Genomic DNA, 16,269 nt, shown 5'->3' on the forward strand with positions numbered 1-16,269 from the left:
ACCCCGAAATGGAGAGCGGAAGACACCTTGGTTCGGGTGGATGGGAGCGGTCGCTTCGACTAGCATCAAGGCGTTGTCACAGCTTGATGATTGAAGCGGGAGCGATCTCTTCATGGCGATCATGTCAGCGGCCAGAGCGGACCACGCCGGCAACGGGGAGGCCGTGCGGGTGCCAGCGGACGCCGGGCCGGACGACGTCGTCGACCACATGCCGGGGATCGTCTGGTCCGTCGACACCGCGTTGCGGTTCACCTCCGTGCGTGGCGGCGGGCTGGCCGGCCTCGGGATCGACGGGGCGGCGCTGGTGGGGCGCACCCTGTTCGAGCGATTCGCGACCACGGACGAGGCGTTCGCGCCGATCGCGGCGGCCCGCCGGGCGCTGGCGGGCGAGTCCGCAACCTACGACATCGCGCTCCAGGGCCGGATCTTCGAGGCCCGGGTCGAACCGCGGCGCGACGCCGGTGGCGCCGTCGTCGGCGCCGTCGGCCTGGCGGTGGACGTGACGGCGCGCCGGCAGGGCGAGGACGCCCTGGCCGCCGCGGCGCGCGAGAAGGACACCCTGCTGAAGGAGGTCAACCACCGCGTCAAGAACAGCCTGCAGCTGGTGTCCAGCCTGCTGACGCTGCAGGCCCTCGCCAACAAGGACCCGGGGGTGCGTGCCCAGTTCCAGGAGGCCTGCGGGCGCATCGGCACGATCGCCCAGGTGCACCAGCGCCTCCACGTCAGCGAGCGTTTCCGCACGGTGGCGGTCGCCGACTGTCTGCGCGACCTGTGCGCCGAGCTGGAGGCCAGCCTGTCGGCGGACGGCCAGGGGCGCACCATTCTGGTCGACGCCGACGCCGCGGACCTGCCGGCCGATTCCCTGATCCCCCTCGCGCTCATCGTCAACGAGCTGGTGACCAACGCCATGAAGCACGCCTACGCCGCGGGCGAGCCGGGCGACGTCCTGGTCGGCTTCCAGGTCATGGCCGACGGACGCAAGCGCCTGACGGTGGCCGACCGCGGCCGTGGCGTGCCGCCCGGCTTCGACACCGGGCGCGCCACCTCCCTCGGCATGAAGGTGGTCCGGGCGTTCGCCGGCCAGCTCCGCGGCACCCTGCGGCTGGAGTCACCGGGGACCGGCACGCGCTTCGTGCTCGACCTGCCGGCCTGACCCCTTGCGGCGTGCCACCGTTCTGCGCCACATCTTGAGAGAGTGGAGCGGGGAGGTCGTGCGATGGCGCGGGTGCGGGTCGACGTGGCGCTGGTGGAGCGCGGGCTGGTGGACAGCCGGGCCAAGGCCCAGGCGCTGATCCTGGCGGGGCTGGTGTTCTCCGAGACGCGCCGCATCGACAAGGCGGGCGACCAGATCGCCGCCGAGGCGCCCCTGGCGGTCAAGGGGCAGGAACACCCCTGGGTGTCGCGTGGCGGGCTGAAGCTGGTGAAGGGCCTGGACACCTTCGCCATCGATGCCGCCGGGACGACGGCGCTGGACGTCGGCGCCTCGACCGGCGGGTTCACCGACGTCCTGCTGAGCCGTGGCGCGGCGACGGTCTACGCCGTCGACGTCGGCCACGGGCAGCTCGCCTGGAAGCTGCGCCAGGACCCGCGGGTGGTGGTGCTGGAGAAGACGAACGCCCGCCACCTCACCCGGGCCGAGGTGCCCCGTCCCGTCGATCTCGTGGTGTGCGACGCCAGCTTCATCGGGCTGGAGGTGGTCCTGCCGGCGGCGCTGGCGCTGACGGCCCCGGGGGCGCATCTGGTGGCCCTGATCAAGCCCCAGTTCGAGGTCGGCAAGGGGCGCGTCGGCAAGGGCGGCGTGGTGCGCGACCCCGCCCTGCACGAGGAGGTGTGCCAGCGCATCCGGTCCTGGCTCGACGGCCTGGACGGGTGGTCGGTGTTGGGCGTCGCGGAAAGCCCGATCCTGGGGCCCGAGGGCAACCGGGAGTTCCTGGTCGGCGCGCGGCGGGAGGGCTGATCATGGCGGCTCCCGTGACGGCGCGCTGGTGCCCCTGGACCGGCGACGGGTTGGAGCATCTCGTCCTCGACGCCGGGCCGGGGGGTACCGTCGCCGATGGGGCGATCATCGGCGCGGACGACCAGGGCCGCCCCTTCGCCGTCCATTACCGCATCGCCTGCGACGCGGGGTGGCGGGTGCGGGCGTTGCGCGTCGACTCGCTGGGCGGGGACCGGCGCCTGGAGCTCACGGCGGACGGCGTCGGCGGCTGGACCGGGGCGGACGGCCAACCGATGGCCGCCATCGACGGCGCGGTGGACGTCGACCTGTCGGACAGCCCGTTCACCAACACCCTGCCGATCCGTCGCCTGGGCTTGCGCACGCGCGAGAGCGCGGAAATCGCCGTGGCGTACGTGTCGCTCCCCGCGCTCGACCTCCGCCTGTCCCGGCAGCGCTACACCTGTCTGAAGCGCGACGCCCGCTATCGGTTCGAGGCGCTCGACAGCTCCTTCACCGCCGAGCTCGACGTCGACGAACACGGCTTGGTCGTCTGCTATCCCGGGCTGTTCCAGCGCGTGCTGTGAGGCGCCCCGGCGGCGGCGGCGGCGGCGGTCAGCGGGCGGCCAGCCGGTCGATCACCCGCCCCTGGAACAGGCCGACCCCCAGCGCCTCGCCGATCTTCGTGGCCCGCAGATCGTCGCAGCGGCTGAACACCACGCGTTCGGTGCCGATGCGCCGCAGCCCCTTGACCACGGCCGGATCGGCCAGGGCGGCGCACTGCTCGCCGTGCAGCAGGATCTTGAAGCGGTCGGCGGGAACCATGTCGAAGCGGATGTAGGGCAGGGTGGGCAGCCACACGCCGTCGATGATCACGCCGAGCCCGTACGCCCGCAGCCAGTCGATCGCCTCGATGCCGCGCCGCAGGTTGGACAGCAGGTCGGAACTCTGGAGCTCCAGGCTCAACCGCGCGCGCCGGTCGTCCGGCAGAGCGGCGAGCCATGCCCGCGTGTCCGCGGCGTGGAGGGAGTCGATCACCACGTTCACGCTGACCGGCGTCCGGTCCGTCGCCAGGATGGCGGTGAGGTGCTCGGTCAGCAGCCGGCGGTCGAGAACCCGGCACACCTCGTAGAAGAAGCGCTCCGATTCGTCGAAGGACAGGTTCGGCAGCAGGCGGTGCGCCAGCACGGCGAAGCTGCAGAAATGCTCCTGGAGCACCGGCCGCCAGCGGCCGTCGTGGGCGGTGTGGTAGAGGGTCTGCGACGACAGGTAGTTGGCGAGCTGGGCGGAGGCGACGACGCGCTGGACGAACCCCAGATTGGTGGCGCTGAGCGGGCCGGTGAGGATTCGGGTCGCCGTGTCCCGGGTTTCGCCGGCCGCGTGGTCCTCCTCCAACACGTCCTGGAGGCGGGCGCGCATGTCCGTGTACTGGTCCGGCAGGAGGAAGACCTGGATGAGCCCGTCGGCCTCGGGAGGGGGCGGCCGGTCCGGAAACACCACCCCGTGGACGGCGCTGCGCACGGCGCGGACCGAGAAGGCGGCGCTGGCCGATCCATAGCCGATCACCGTGCCGGCCGGGGTCGCGGCGGCGAAGGCGCCCATCGCCTCGAAGCGTTCCAGGACGAGGTTGCGCACCAGGGTGATCAGCGGCGCGTTGACCGACAACCAGGACATTTCCGCCAGCCGGACGAAGAACACGAGGCCGGGCTCCGGCCGCCGCAGGAGGCGCCGCAGGTCGGGAACGATGTCGGCGAGGTCGGGGGGGAGGGGCATCCGTTCTTCCGGATCAGGGCCGCTTCGGGGCGGTCGTCGGGGCATCGGTGGTGCGCGCGGCCGCGGCGCCGGCGCGCCGGGCCAGGGTGTGGGCGATGTCGGCGGGCGCCCCGTCGCCTCCGCCCAGCCGCTCCAGCACGCGGATCAGGTCCGCGGTGGTGCGGCCGAGCACCAGATCCGAGCGGGCGTCGGCGGCGATCTCCATCTGCCGGTAGGCGTGGTCGATGGCCGCCTCGCCGCTGTCGAGGGGGGCCACCCCGGTCGCCCGGCGCACCCGCTCGGCCGACGGAGTCGCCCCGTCGACCAGGAGCGTGGCGGCGAGGCGTGGGTCTGCGCCCTCCAGGATGTCCGCCAGCAGATGCATCTCGATGATGGCGTCGACCAGGGCCTCCAGGGTGTCCTCGGCGGTGTCCCGTCCCAGACGCGCGATCAGCCGGTGTCGGGCGGCGGCGAGCGAGCGGGTCCGGGCGCCGTCCGGCCGCTGCGGCTGCCGCATGGCGTCGAGGATCGCTGCGCCCGCCTCGCGGTCGGCGAGGTCGGCGCCGAACAGCGACCCGTCCTCGCGCCGACCGCCCCGGCGCCGCTCGCCGCGCAGGATCTCGGCGATGGTCTTGAAGATCGCGGCCTCCACGGCCGGGTCGATGGCGGCGGCGCCGGTCGCGGACGAGCGGGCGTCCGCACCCGCCGCCCCGGCGCCCTGGCTCGTCCCGCCGGGTCGCACCTGGTCTGGCTCCGGCGTCGCCGCGGTGACGAGCCGGGACGCGTCGGGGACGACCGCCACGCGGCGCGGGTCGTCACCACCGAAGACGTCGGGCGCGACGGAGGTGGCGGCGTCGTGGGGCAGGCGCGAAGCCTGCGGGTGGGTGCCCGTCTCCACGCTCAGCCGGCGGGCCCCCGTGAGCAGCGCCGAGAGCGCTCCGCCCCCCGGTTGGGAACCGGCGGGCCGGCCGGTGGCTGGCTGGGTCGACGCGGGCCCGGTTCCCGGTCGCGGCACGCCGCCGGGGGGCGCACCGGGGCCGCGGATCTCCGTCATCGGCGCACCCCGGCTCCCGTCATGCGCGCAGCCCCCAGGGTGCGGCGGGCGACTCGGGCGGCTGCGGCCCGGCGGAGGGATCGGGCCGGGGCGTGCCCGACTGCGCGATGGCGGCGATGTCCGTCTTCACCTGTTCGAGGTGGTGCAGGAGCGACGAGACCTCCCCCTCCAGCCGATCGGCGCTGAGGTGGTCGAGGGCGAGGCGCACGACCACCAGAAGGCGGTCCGGCGCGGCCTCGTCCATCACCAGGCGGCGCGCGGCGTCGGCATGCCAGTGGCCGTTGACGACGAGCGCCCGGGTGAGGATCTGCACCCGCGTGTCGGCGGACAGGCCGTCAAGTTCGGCGACGCGGCCGGCGAGCACGCAGTCCCGGCGGCCGGCATCCACCTCGATCGTGCACGCGAGATCCGCGCCGTAGCGTAGACCGCACACCCCGTCGGCGCTGAGCCGCAGCGGCAGCCCGGTGCGGTCCGCGATCTCCGCCAATAGGTCGTCCAGCACCTCAGGGGCGGACCGGTCCTGTGTCGTCATGGGTGTCCGCGTCGCCGGTCGGCGCTCCTGTTCGTTCGTGCGCTGTCGGTTCGTGCACTTTAGGATGTCCGTGGCTCCACCGCCATCCCGGCGGGGCGCCGTCGGTCAGCGGGAGGGCAGCAGCCCGGTCGGTGGCATCACCGCGCGCACGCCCGGCGTGCCGGCCTCGATCAGCGGGCGCAGGCGCGCGATCCAGGGCGCCAGGGCCGCGGCGGCCCCGCTGTCGACGATGTCGCCTTCGCCGGACACGAGATCCAACACCTGGTCCAGCGTCGATTTCGGGCGGGGGAAGACCGCCACGGTCACCGGGTCCTCGGGACCCAGCCCGGCCGCCTCGCGCGCCCGCACCAGGGCCAGGTGCTGGCCGCCCAGCTCGTCCACGAGTCCGCGCTCGGCCGCCTGGGCCCCGGTCCACACCCGGCCCTGGGCGACCGCCCGAACCGCGTCCGGGGGCATGCCGCGGGCTTCGCCGACATGGGCGAGAAAGGCGGCGTAGGAGCGGTCGACCAGGGTGTTCAGCCGTTCCAGCGCGGCGTCGTCGAACGGCCGCACCGGGGACCACATGCCGGCGTTGCGCCCCTCCTGGACCACGCCCCAGGCGATGCCGAGTCGCTGCGACAGCTCCTGCGCCACCGGCTTGCCGGCCACCACCCCGATGGATCCGGTGAGCGTCGCCGGGTCGGCGACGATGCGGTCGGCGTCCATCGCGATCCAGTACCCGCCCGACGCCGCGGCGTCGCCCATGGACACGACGACCGGCTTGCCCGCCGCGCGGGCGCCCACCACGGCCCGGCGGATCGCCTCGGAGGCGGTGACCGACCCGCCGCCGCTGTCGACGCGCAGCAGGATGGCCACGACGTCCGCGTCGGCGACGGCGTCCTCGAACGCCTCCACCACGGTGTCCGCGCCGGCGGCGAGGCTGCCCGCCACCGGCTCGACCTCGCTCCGGCCGTCGACGATGGTGCCGGCGACATGGATCAGCGCCACGGTCGGGCCGCTGTCGTGGGGCGATCCCGCGGCGTCCCGGTAGTCGTCCAGCGACACCGTTGCGGCGCCGCCGCCGGCCCGGGCCATGGCGGCGGCCCGCACCTCGTCGCGGTACCCGACACGGTCGATCAGCCCGCCCTCGCGCGCCTCGTCCTCCATCAGGGGGGCCCGGTCGATCAGCGCCCGGACCGCCGCCGGCTCGGTGTCGCGGGCGGTGGCCACCGCCGCGACCATCTGGTCCATGAGGTCGCCGACCAGGCTTTCCATCATCGTGCGATGGGCGTCGGAGAAGTCGGAGCGGGTGAAGCTCTCGGCGAAGGTCTTGTAGTCTTCGCGCTGCACCACCTGCGGGTGGATGCCAAGCTCCGCCAGCGCCTCGCCGGCAAAGGGGACCTCCGCCGACAGGCCGGTCAGACCGACCACACCCAGGGGCTGGAGCCAGATCTGGTCGAACGCGGTCGCCAGCAGGTAGGACCGGTTGCCCGGCCCGCCGCCGCCGAAGCTGGTGGCGAAGGCGAAGGCGAAACGGCCGCTGTCGCGCAGCCGCCGCACCGCCGCGGCCAGCTCCTGGACCTGGGCGAAGCCGATCTCGTCGCTGCCCAGACGGGCCACCACCCCCTTCACGCGCGGGTCCCGCCGGGCCCGTTCCAGCGAGTCGAGAACGTCGCGCAGGGTGGTCTCCGACCCCAGCAGGGCCAGCGATCCCGAGGACGGCGCGTCGGCCAGCGGCCGGTCCAGGTCCAGCTCCAGCACGATGCGGTCCGGCAGGTCCGGCGCGTCGTCGGAGAGGAGGAAATAGGCAGCCCCGGCGATCCCGGCCACCACCAGGAATCCGAGCAGGGCGAACACACGGACGATGAAGGTGAGCATCCCGGGGGACCTCCGGCGTGGCGGGCGCTGGGGATCAGCGGTTCTGGCTGTGGTACTCCGGGTTGGGGATCATGTCGACCGCCGTGGCGACGCGGTTGGACATGTTGTAGAAGCCGGTGACGTCGGCGATGTCGAAGATCTCCTCCGCCGTGAAGCCGGCGGCGCGCAGCGCCTCGCGGTCGGCGTCGCCCACCGCCGACGGCTCGACGGTCAGCTTCCACGCGAAGTCCAGCATCGCGCGCTGGCGCGGCTCCAGGGGCGCCACCCGGTGGTTGGCGGCCAGCATCTCGCCCAGCTGCGGGTCGCCGGACAGCTTGCGCACCGCCTGCCCGTGCGCCACCAGGCAGTAGTAGCAATGGTTCGCCGACGACACGACCACCGCGATCATCTCCCGCTCCAGCTTGCTGAGCCCGCTGTTGCCGAGCATCAGCTCGTTGTAGAACTGCGAAAAGGTGCGGAGCTTCCCGGGGCGGGCGCTGTAGGCGCGCAGCACGTTGGGCACGAAGCCCAGCTTCTCCGTGCATTTGGCGAAGTACGCCTGAAGGTCGTCGTCGAGCGTGGCCGGGTCGGGGACCGGCAGGGCCATGACGTGGTCGGGCTGCGGCACGGGTGGGTGTCCTCCTGGTGGCGGGATCGCCCGGGGGCGTCCCAGGGTGGGCGCGCGGCCGGCGCCCGTTGCGCCGAGTCCGGGCTGGGACGCGGTCCGGGCGGCGGCGGCGCGCCGCTCAGCCGTTGGCCCAGTCGGTCACCCCGGCCTGCTGGCGCAGTTCATCCATACGCTGAAGAGCTTCGTTGAACCCTTTGAGGGAAAAGAAGATTTCCACCTTCTCCCCGGTCGGCGACAGGCCCACCGCGGAGACGCTGTCGCTGCGCGTCATGCGTTCCACCAGCTGGCTGTTCACGGCGGGGTCGGTGACGGCGCAGGTGCTGCGCTCATAGGCGAAGCGCTGGCAGGGGAACTGGGGCCGCACCATCTCCGGGCCGATCCACAGGCGCACCCCCTTGGCGATGTCCAGCGAACGCTCGTCGAGGCGGAAGCGCAGGCCGTCCAGCCAACGCTCCGACGAGCGCAGCCACACCAGGCGCGACGCCTTGTGGGGGCCTGAGCCACGGCGGGTGCCGACCTCGCACTCCGCGCGTTGCGGCCGGCTCCACACCTGGCAGTACAGCTTCCAGTCCTTGAAGGTTTCCGTGAACTCCTGGAAGGCCGGGGCGTCGGACATCCAGGGGAAGGGTGTGCGTCCCTCGATCCAGGGAACCTGGGCGCGTACGGCCCCGGAGTGGCCGGTGGCCCCCGCGACCGCCAGCAGAATTCCGATGGCGAGGAGGCCGAAGCGTCGGCGTCGCGTCATGTCTTCCGTCCCGCTGTCATCCGTCCGGCTGACGTCGCTCTCGGCACGGACGATAGCGGATCCGGCCCCGCCGGGCAATGAAACGCCCCCTCGAAAGAGGTAAGGTTGCTCAACGTACGGTGTAGGCCCGCTGGCGCAGCAGGTGGTCGGCCAGCACGCAGGCCATCATCGCCTCGCCGACCGGCACGGCGCGGATGCCCACGCAGGGGTCGTGGCGCCCCCTGGTCACGATCTCCGTGTCGTTGCCGTCGCGGTCCACCGTGCGCCGCGGCACCAGGATCGAGCTGGTGGGCTTGACGGCGAAGCGGACCACCACGTCCTGGCCGGTGGAGATTCCGCCGAGGACGCCGCCGGCGTGGTTGGCCAGGAACACCGGGCGGCCGTCGGGGCCGCGCCGCATCTCGTCGGCGTTGGCCTCGCCGGTCAGGGCCGCGGCGGCGAAGCCGTCGCCGATCTCCACCCCCTTGACCGCGTTGATGGTCATCATCGCCCGCGCCAGGTCGCCGTCCAGCTTGTCGTAGAGCGGTTCGCCCAGCCCCGCGGGAACGCCGGACGCGACCACCTCGACCACCGCGCCGACCGACGAGCCGGCCTTGCGCACGCCGTCGAGGTAGTCGGCCCACAGCGGCGCCGCGCCGGGATCGGGGCAGAAGAAGGGGTTGGCGTCCACCGCCGCCCAGTCCCAGCGCGTCCGGTCGACCCGGTGCGGCCCGATCTGCACCAGCGCGCCGCGGACCGAGATGGCGTCGCCCAGCACCTTGCGGGCCACCGCCCCGGCGGCGACCCGGCAGGCGGTCTCGCGGGCCGACGACCGGCCGCCGCCGCGCGGGTCGCGGATGCCGTACTTCTGTTCGTAGGCGTAGTCGGCGTGCCCCGGCCGGAATTTGGCGGCGATGTCGCCGTAGTCCTTGGAGCGTTGATCGGTGTTCTCGATCACCAGGGCCAGCGGCGTGCCGGTGGTCCGCCCCTCGAACACCCCGGACTGGATGCGCACGCGGTCGGCCTCCTGGCGCTGGGTGGTGTAGCGGGACTGGCCGGGGCGGCGCTTGTCCAGCCAGGGCTGGATGTCCTCCTCGGTCAGCGTGAGCAGCGACGGGCACCCGTCCACCACCACGCCGATGGCCGGTCCGTGGCTCTCGCCCCAGGTCGTGAAGCGGAAGGCGGTGCCGAAGCTGTTGCCGGCCATGCTCGGGAATCCTTTGGGCAACCGGGGATCACGGGCTTCCCCCGGGATCGCCGGGGGAGGGGCACGGTCACTCCGCCTTGGCGGCTCCGCCGAGGCTGGTCAGGAGCTGGGCCACCTGCGGCGCGGCGTCGACGGCGACCATGCCCACGGTGTGATAGCCGCTGTCCACGTGCATCACCTCGCCGGTGACGCCCGTGCCGAGATCGCTGAGCAGGAACAGGCCGGCGTTGCCGACCTCACCGATGGTGACGTTGCGCTTCAGCGGTGCGTTCAGCTCGTTCCATTTCAGGATGTAGCGGAAGTCGCCGATCCCGCTGGCCGCCAGGGTCTTGATGGGGCCGGCGGAAATCGCGTTGACGCGGATGTTCTGCGCGCCAAGATCGACGGCGAGGTAGCGCACGCTGGCCTCCAGCGCCGCCTTGGCCACGCCCATCACGTTGTAGTGCGGCATCACCCGCTCCGCACCGTAGTACGAGAGGGTGAGGAGGCTGCCGCCGTCGCGCATCAGCGGCACCGCGCGCCGCGCCACGGCGGTGAAGGAGTAGCAGGAGATGTCCATCGTGCGGAGGAAATTGCCGCGCGTGGTGTTGAGGTACTTGCCGTCGAGCTCGCTCTTGTCGGAAAACGCAATCGCATGGACCAGGAAATCGAGCGATCCCCATTCCTTCTCGAGCGTCGCGAACGTCGCGTCGACACTGTCTTCGTCGCTGACGTCGCAGGGCAGGACGAGGCGCGCGCCGACCGAGTCCGCCAGCGGCCTGACGCGCTTGGCCAGCGCGTCGCCCTGGTAGGTGAAGGCAAGCTCGGCACCGTGCCGCGCCAGCGCGGTGGCGATGCCCCAGGCGATCGACCGATCGTTGGCCACGCCCATGATCAGGCCGCGCTTGCCTTCCATCAGCGGCTTCGGGTTGGACATCCGGACCTCGTTATCCATAGTGTGCTTCGGGACATGAAAAAAGTGGGGCGCATCCTACACCAAAGACTGCCCCGGTCAAACCTGAGCGGGAGATCAGCATGACGCCCCTGAACGGCCTCGTCGGCGGGTGGCGCCAGCTGCGCGCCCTGACGCGCGAGGTCACGAGCTTCACGCTCCATTCGGCGATGCGCTTCTACAACGACAACTGCTTCCAGACCGCGGCGTCTCTGACGTACACCACGCTGCTGGCGATCGTGCCGCTGATGACCATCGGTTTCGCCATCTTCACGGCGTTCCCGGCCTTCGGATCGCTGCAGACGCGGGTGCAGGAGGTCATCTTCCGCAACATGGTCCCCGAGATCGGCGACGCGATCCTCGAGTACCTCGGCCATTTCATGGCCAACGCCGGGCAGATGACGGTGTTCGGGGTGATCGGGCTGGCGGTGTCGGCGATCCTGCTGATGTGGACCATCGAGGGATCGTTCGCCGCGATCTGGCGGATCTACGAGCCGCGCTCCATGGTCACCCGGGTGCTCTCGTTCTGGGCCATCCTGACGCTGGCGCCGCTGTTCTTCGGCGCCAGCCTGTCGTTGTCCAGCACCTTGTGGTCGACCCTGGAGGTGGCCCATCTCCAGGACCTGGCCGACCCGCTCACCGGCATCGGGACGCTGCTGCCCTTCCTGCTGCAGATGCTGGGCTGCACGTTGCTCTACCTGGTCATCCCGAACCGCCCGGTGGGGTGGCTGGACGCGGCCTGCGGCGGCGCCGTGGGGGCGCTGCTGCTGGAGCTGTCGAAGGCCGGATTCGGCTGGTACCTGCGCACCTACCCGGCCTACCAGACCATCTACGGCGCCCTCTCGACGGTGCCGATCTTCCTGTTCTGGCTCTACATCGCCTGGACCACCGTGCTGTTCGGCGCGGTGGTCACCGCGACGCTGCCGGAGTGGCGGGCCGGCAAGATCACCCGGCAGGGGCCGGAGGGGCTGCTGCCGGCCCAGCGCCTGGCCCTGGCGCTGGCGGTGCTGCACGAGCTGATGGACGCCAGCCGCCTCGGCGTGGGCCTGCGCCGGCGCACGCTGGTGCAGCGGGTGCCGGTGGGGGCGGTGCTGATCGACGGCATCCTGGAGCAGCTGCGCAACGCCCATTGGGCCGCCCACACCACCCGCGAATCCTGGGTGGTGACCCGCGACCTCGGCGAGTCGACGCTGTACGACCTGCTGAAGGCGCTGGGGATCGGCCTGCGCGGGTCGGTGCGGGGGCTGGGCGGGCTGGAGCTGCCGTGGCAGGAGCGCACCGCCCAGCTCCTCGACGCCGCCGAGTCGAACTCCCAGGAGATCCTGGCCGTCCCGCTGAAGTCGCTGCTCACCGACCTGCCCAGCGGCGGCGAGGGCTCCGGCCCGGTGCCGCTGCGCCCGCACCGCCGCACCTCGCCCTGAGCCGGGCGCCCGCGACGGGGCTTGATCGCGGCGCGGCGATGGGCGACCACTGTGCCGCGACCTCCGGGCGGCGCCGGCCGCCCCTCCGTCCCGACACCCAGCGATGGTCCGATGCCCCACGCCGATTTCGTGCACCTGCGCGTGCACTCCGCCTACTCCCTGTCGGAGGGCGCCATCAAGGTCAAGGAGCTGGTGAAGCTCTGCCAGAAGCAGGCGATGCCGGCGGTGGCCGTCACCGACACCGGCAACCTGTTCGGCGCGCTGGAGTTCGCGCTGGCCGCGGGCGACGCCGGGGTGCAGCCGATCATCGGGACGGTGCTGGGGATCACGCGCACCGGCCCGGCCGAGCGGCGCGCCGGCATCCCCGGCAAGGCGGACACCAGGCCCGACCAGCTCGTCCTGCTGTGCCAGACCGCCGAGGGCTACCGGAACCTCATGAAGCTGGTGTCCAAGGCGTTCCTCGACTCCGACCCGATGGCCGGCCCCCAGGTGCCCTTGGAGGCGCTGGAGGGCCACGGCGCCGGGCTGATCGCGCTGACCGGCGGCCCGCACGGCCCGGTGGGGCGGCTGCTGGCGGAGGGCAGGGCGGCGCTGGCCGGGGAGGTGCTGTCGCGCCTGGAGGGCCTGTTCCCGGGCCGTCTCTATGTGGAGCTGCAACGCCATGGCGGCCACTTCGCGGCGGTCGAGGACGCCATCGAACCCGCCCTGGTGGACCTCGCCTACGCCCGCGACCTGCCGCTGGTCGCCACCAACGACTGCCACTTCGCCACCGCCGACATGTACCAGGCGCACGACGCGCTGCTGTGCATCGCCGAGGGCGCCTACATCAGCCAGGACGAGCGGCGCCGGCTGACGCCGGACCATCGGTTCAAGTCGGCGGCGGAGATGCGCGAGCTGTTCGCCGATCTTCCCGAGGCGGTCGACAACACGCTGGTGATCGCCCGGCGCTGCTCCTTCCTGCTCAAGCCGATCAAGCCGATCCTCCCGGCCTTCCCGACCGAGGCCGGTCGAAGCGAGGACGAGGAGCTGCGCGCCCAGTCCCGCGAGGGTCTGGCGATGCGTCTCGACACCGCCGTCTTCGCACCGGACATGGACGAGGCGGCGCGCGCCGAGCTGCGCAAGACCTACGGCGCGCGGCTCGAATTCGAGCTGGACGTCATCGTCAAGATGAAGTTCCCCGGCTACTTCCTGATCGTCTCCGACTTCATCAAATGGGCCAAGGGCCAGGGCATTCCCGTGGGGCCCGGGCGTGGTTCGGGCGCCGGGTCCGTGGTCGCCTGGGCGCTGACCATCACCGACCTCGATCCCCTGCGGTTCGGTCTGCTGTTCGAGCGCTTCCTCAACCCCGAGCGCGTGTCGATGCCGGACTTCGACATCGACTTCTGCCAGGACCGCCGCGAGGAGGTGATCCGCTACGTCCAGGGCAAGTACGGCTACGACCGGGTGGCCCAGATCATCACCTTCGGAAAGCTCCAGGCACGCGCCGTGCTGCGCGACGTCGGGCGGGTGCTGCAGTTGCCCTACGGGCAGGTCGACAAGATCTGCAAGATGGTGCCCAACAACCCGGCCAACCCGGTGACCCTGCAGCAGGCGCTGGACAGCGAGGAACCGCTGCGCCAGGCCCGGGACGGCGACGAGACGGTCGCCCGCCTGGTCGACATCGCGCTGAAGCTCGAAGGCCTCTACCGCCATGCCTCGACCCACGCGGCCGGCGTGGTGATCGGCGACCGGCCGCTGGACGAGCTGGTGCCGCTCTACCGCGACCCGCGCTCCGACATGCCGGTCACCCAGTTCAACATGAAGTTCGTCGAGCAGGCCGGGCTGGTGAAGTTCGACTTCCTCGGCCTGAAGACCCTGACGGTGCTGCAGACCGCGGTGAACCTGATCCCCGGACGGCCCGACCTGTCCCAGGTCTCGCTCGACGACGAGCGCAGCTACCAGATGCTCGGCCGGGCGGAGTCGACGGGGGTGTTCCAGCTCGAAAGCTCGGGCATGCGCGACGTGCTGCGCCGCCTCAAGCCCAACCGGCTGGAGGACATCATCGCGCTGGTGTCGCTCTACCGGCCCGGGCCGATGGACAACATCCCGAAGTACATCCGGGTGAAGAACGGCGACGAGCCGGCCGACTACATGCACCCGTCGCTGGAGGGCATCCTGAAGGAGACCTTCGGGATCATGATCTACCAGGAGCAGGTGATGCAGATCGCCCAGGTGCTGTCCGGCTACACGCTGGGCGGCGCCGACCTGCTGCGGCGCGCGATGGGCAAGAAGATCAAGGAGGAGATGGACAAGCAGCGCGCCATCTTCTGCGAGGGGGCCGAGGCGCGCGGCGTCGATCCAGAGAACGCCAGTCTGATCTTCGACCAGGTGATGAAGTTCGCCGGCTACGGCTTCAACAAGAGCCATGCGGCGGCCTACGCCCTGGTCGCCTACCACACCGCCTACCTGAAGGCCAACTACCCCGTGGAGTTCATGGCGGCGTCGATGACGCTCGACCTCGGCAACACGGACAAGCTCAACGTCTTCCGCCAGGAACTGGTGCGGCTGGGGGTGCGGCTGCTGACCCCGGACATCAACCGCTCCGACGCCATCTTCGGGGTCGAGACGCTGCCGGACGGCACCAAGGCGATCCGCTACGCGCTGGCCGCGGTCAAGGGGGTCGGCCTGCAGGCCATGAAGGCGCTGGTCGACGAGCGGACCCGGAACGGGCCCTACACCGGACTGTTCGACCTGGCCCGGCGGCTCGACCTCAAGTCCATCAACAAGCGGCAGCTGGAGAACCTGGCCTGCGCCGGCGCCTTCGACGGCGTCAACCCCAACCGCGCCCAGGTCCACGCGTCGCTGGAGACGCTGATCCGCTACGCCCAGGCCGAGGCGGCCGAGCGTGACAGCGGCATCGGCAACCTGTTCGGCGGGGGCGGCGGCGGCCTGAGCGAACCCAACCTGCCGAAGGTGACGGAGTGGGAGCCGCTGGAACGCCTGAAGCGCGAGTTCCAGGCCATCGGCTTCTACCTCTCGGCCCACCCGCTGGACGCCTTCGCCCGGGCGCTGGGACGCATGAAGGTCGTGCGCTCGGCGGAGGTTTCGGCGGCCATCTCCAAGGGCGGCTCCACCCGCTACAAGATGGCCGGGATCGTGGTCTCGCGGAAGGAGAAGACCGCCAAATCGGGCAACCGCTTCGCCTTCGTCGAGCTGTCGGACGCCGGCGGCGGCTACGAGGTCACCTGCTTCTCGGAGGTGCTGGCCACCTCGCGCGAGCTGTTGGAGGCGGGCCGGCCGGTGCTGCTCACCGTGGACGCCCAGATGAACGGCGAGGAGGTGCGGCTGACCTGCCAGGAGGTGCGGCCTCTGGAGGAGGCGGTGGCCGCGGTGTCGGATGGGCTGCGGGTGGTGCTGCGCGACGACCGGCCGCTGCCCGGCCTCAAGGGGACGCTGGACCGGTTCTCCAAGGGGCGGGGCCGCATCCACGTGCTGGTGGAAGTCGAGCCGCTGACCGAGATCGAGATCCAGCTCCCCGGTGCCTACCACATCGACGGCCGTGGCCGGGCCGCCTTGAAGGCGGTGCCCGGCGTGGTGGACGTCGCCGACCTCTGAAACGCGCCCGACCGGCCGGATCGGTCCGATCCGGCCGGCTCAGCCGGCGGCGGCCCAGCCCGGCGGGGTTCAGCCGAAGGCGCCGGCCTGGATGAACTCGTCCTTGCCCGCGTGATGGCCGCCGATCTGGTTGAGGCGGTGCTGCAGGTTCAGGCGGTCGAGGGCGTTGACCCGGAGGCTGCTGAACACCTTGATGCGGCTCTCCAGCTCCACATAGGCGCGGCGGTAGGCCTTGAGGACCTTCTCCTCCGTGCCGACGGTCGCCGACGGGTCCTCGATGCCCCAATGCGCGGTCATCGGTTGCCCCGGCCACACCGGGCAGGTTTCGCCGGCGGCGCTGTCGCAGACCGTGAACACGAAGTCCAGGGCGGGGCTGTCGGGCTGCGCGAACTCGTCCCAACTCTTGGAGCGCAGGCCCTCGGTCTTGTGGTTGAAGCTCTCCAGCACGCGCAGCGCGAAGGGGCTGACGGTGCCGCCGGGATGGCTGCCCGCGGAGAAGGCCTGGAAGCGGCCGTTGGACCACCGGCGCATCAGGCATTCCGCCATGATGCTGCGCCCCGAGTTGTGGGTGCACAGGAACAGCACATTGAAGGTTTTCGCGGCGGTCGCGTTCATCGAAAAGGTCCCCCCGGACGTTGCGTGGCGGAACCATGACGC

At 71.7% G+C, this 16,269-nt stretch carries 14 protein-coding genes; 5 read left to right on the top strand and 9 right to left on the bottom strand.

Annotated features, from left to right (window positions below; translation table 11 throughout):
• The first annotated feature begins 112 nt into the window (after positions 1-112).
• From AC6H2I_RS07780 to AC6H2I_RS07790, 3 genes are all read left to right on the top strand, one after another.
• The gene (locus tag AC6H2I_RS07780) at positions 113-1,153 is read left to right on the top strand and encodes a sensor histidine kinase (RefSeq protein ID WP_497500022.1); all 1,041 of its coding nucleotides are present in this window, start codon (positions 113-115) and stop codon (positions 1,151-1,153) included.
• Positions 1,154-1,216: 63 nt separating this feature from the next.
• Positions 1,217-1,957, top strand: coding sequence for a TlyA family RNA methyltransferase (locus tag AC6H2I_RS07785; RefSeq protein WP_497500023.1), 741 nt, complete (start codon positions 1,217-1,219; stop codon positions 1,955-1,957).
• Positions 1,958-1,959: 2 nt separating this feature from the next.
• Entirely contained in the window at positions 1,960-2,520 is a 561-nt protein-coding gene (locus AC6H2I_RS07790) for a putative glycolipid-binding domain-containing protein (protein ID WP_497500024.1), read from the top strand.
• A 28-nt stretch (positions 2,521-2,548) separates the two neighbouring features.
• Here the strand turns inward: AC6H2I_RS07790 and AC6H2I_RS07795 are convergent, their stop codons facing one another.
• The 8 genes from AC6H2I_RS07795 to fabI form a co-directional block, all read right to left on the bottom strand.
• Complete coding sequence (locus AC6H2I_RS07795; RefSeq protein WP_497500025.1) at positions 2,549-3,706, bottom strand: EAL domain-containing protein; 1,158 nt, start codon at positions 3,704-3,706, stop codon at positions 2,549-2,551.
• A gap of 13 nt (positions 3,707-3,719) precedes the next feature.
• Complete coding sequence (locus AC6H2I_RS07800; protein WP_497500026.1) at positions 3,720-4,583, bottom strand: hypothetical protein; 864 nt, start codon at positions 4,581-4,583, stop codon at positions 3,720-3,722.
• Between the two features lie 175 nt (positions 4,584-4,758).
• Positions 4,759-5,271, bottom strand: a complete 513-nt coding sequence (locus AC6H2I_RS07805; RefSeq protein ID WP_497500027.1) for a type III secretion system chaperone — start codon at positions 5,269-5,271, stop codon at positions 4,759-4,761.
• A 105-nt stretch (positions 5,272-5,376) separates the two neighbouring features.
• On the bottom strand, positions 5,377-7,128 hold the full coding sequence (sppA, locus tag AC6H2I_RS07810; protein ID WP_497500028.1) for a signal peptide peptidase SppA: 1,752 nt from the start codon (positions 7,126-7,128) through the stop codon (positions 5,377-5,379).
• 34 nt (positions 7,129-7,162) lie between these two features.
• Positions 7,163-7,735, bottom strand: coding sequence for a peroxidase-related enzyme (locus AC6H2I_RS07815; protein ID WP_497500029.1), 573 nt, complete (start codon positions 7,733-7,735; stop codon positions 7,163-7,165).
• Between the two features lie 118 nt (positions 7,736-7,853).
• Positions 7,854-8,480, bottom strand: a complete 627-nt coding sequence (locus AC6H2I_RS07820; protein WP_497500030.1) for an invasion associated locus B family protein — start codon at positions 8,478-8,480, stop codon at positions 7,854-7,856.
• Positions 8,481-8,589: 109 nt separating this feature from the next.
• Positions 8,590-9,666: a chorismate synthase gene (aroC, locus tag AC6H2I_RS07825; RefSeq protein WP_497500031.1), complete on the bottom strand. Its 1,077-nt coding sequence runs from the start codon at positions 9,664-9,666 to the stop codon at positions 8,590-8,592.
• Positions 9,667-9,733: 67 nt separating this feature from the next.
• Positions 9,734-10,582 carry an enoyl-ACP reductase FabI gene (fabI, locus tag AC6H2I_RS07830; RefSeq protein WP_497500032.1) on the bottom strand — a complete coding sequence of 283 codons (849 nt, stop codon included), beginning with the start codon at positions 10,580-10,582 and terminating at the stop codon, positions 9,734-9,736.
• 98 nt (positions 10,583-10,680) lie between these two features.
• On the opposite strand from fabI, the gene AC6H2I_RS07835 reads away from it, so the two are divergent.
• Positions 10,681-12,018: a YihY family inner membrane protein gene (locus AC6H2I_RS07835; RefSeq protein ID WP_497500033.1), complete on the top strand. Its 1,338-nt coding sequence runs from the start codon at positions 10,681-10,683 to the stop codon at positions 12,016-12,018.
• 111 nt (positions 12,019-12,129) lie between these two features.
• Positions 12,130-15,612, top strand: a complete 3,483-nt coding sequence (gene dnaE, locus AC6H2I_RS07840; protein ID WP_497500034.1) for a DNA polymerase III subunit alpha — start codon at positions 12,130-12,132, stop codon at positions 15,610-15,612.
• 69 nt (positions 15,613-15,681) lie between these two features.
• Here dnaE and AC6H2I_RS07845 read toward each other — a convergent pair whose 3' ends face one another.
• Positions 15,682-16,227, bottom strand: coding sequence for an arsenate reductase ArsC (locus AC6H2I_RS07845; protein WP_497500035.1), 546 nt, complete (start codon positions 16,225-16,227; stop codon positions 15,682-15,684).
• Positions 16,228-16,269: the final 42 nt, after the last annotated feature.

It is taken from the genome of Azospirillum sp. NS33 (assembly GCF_059703765.1).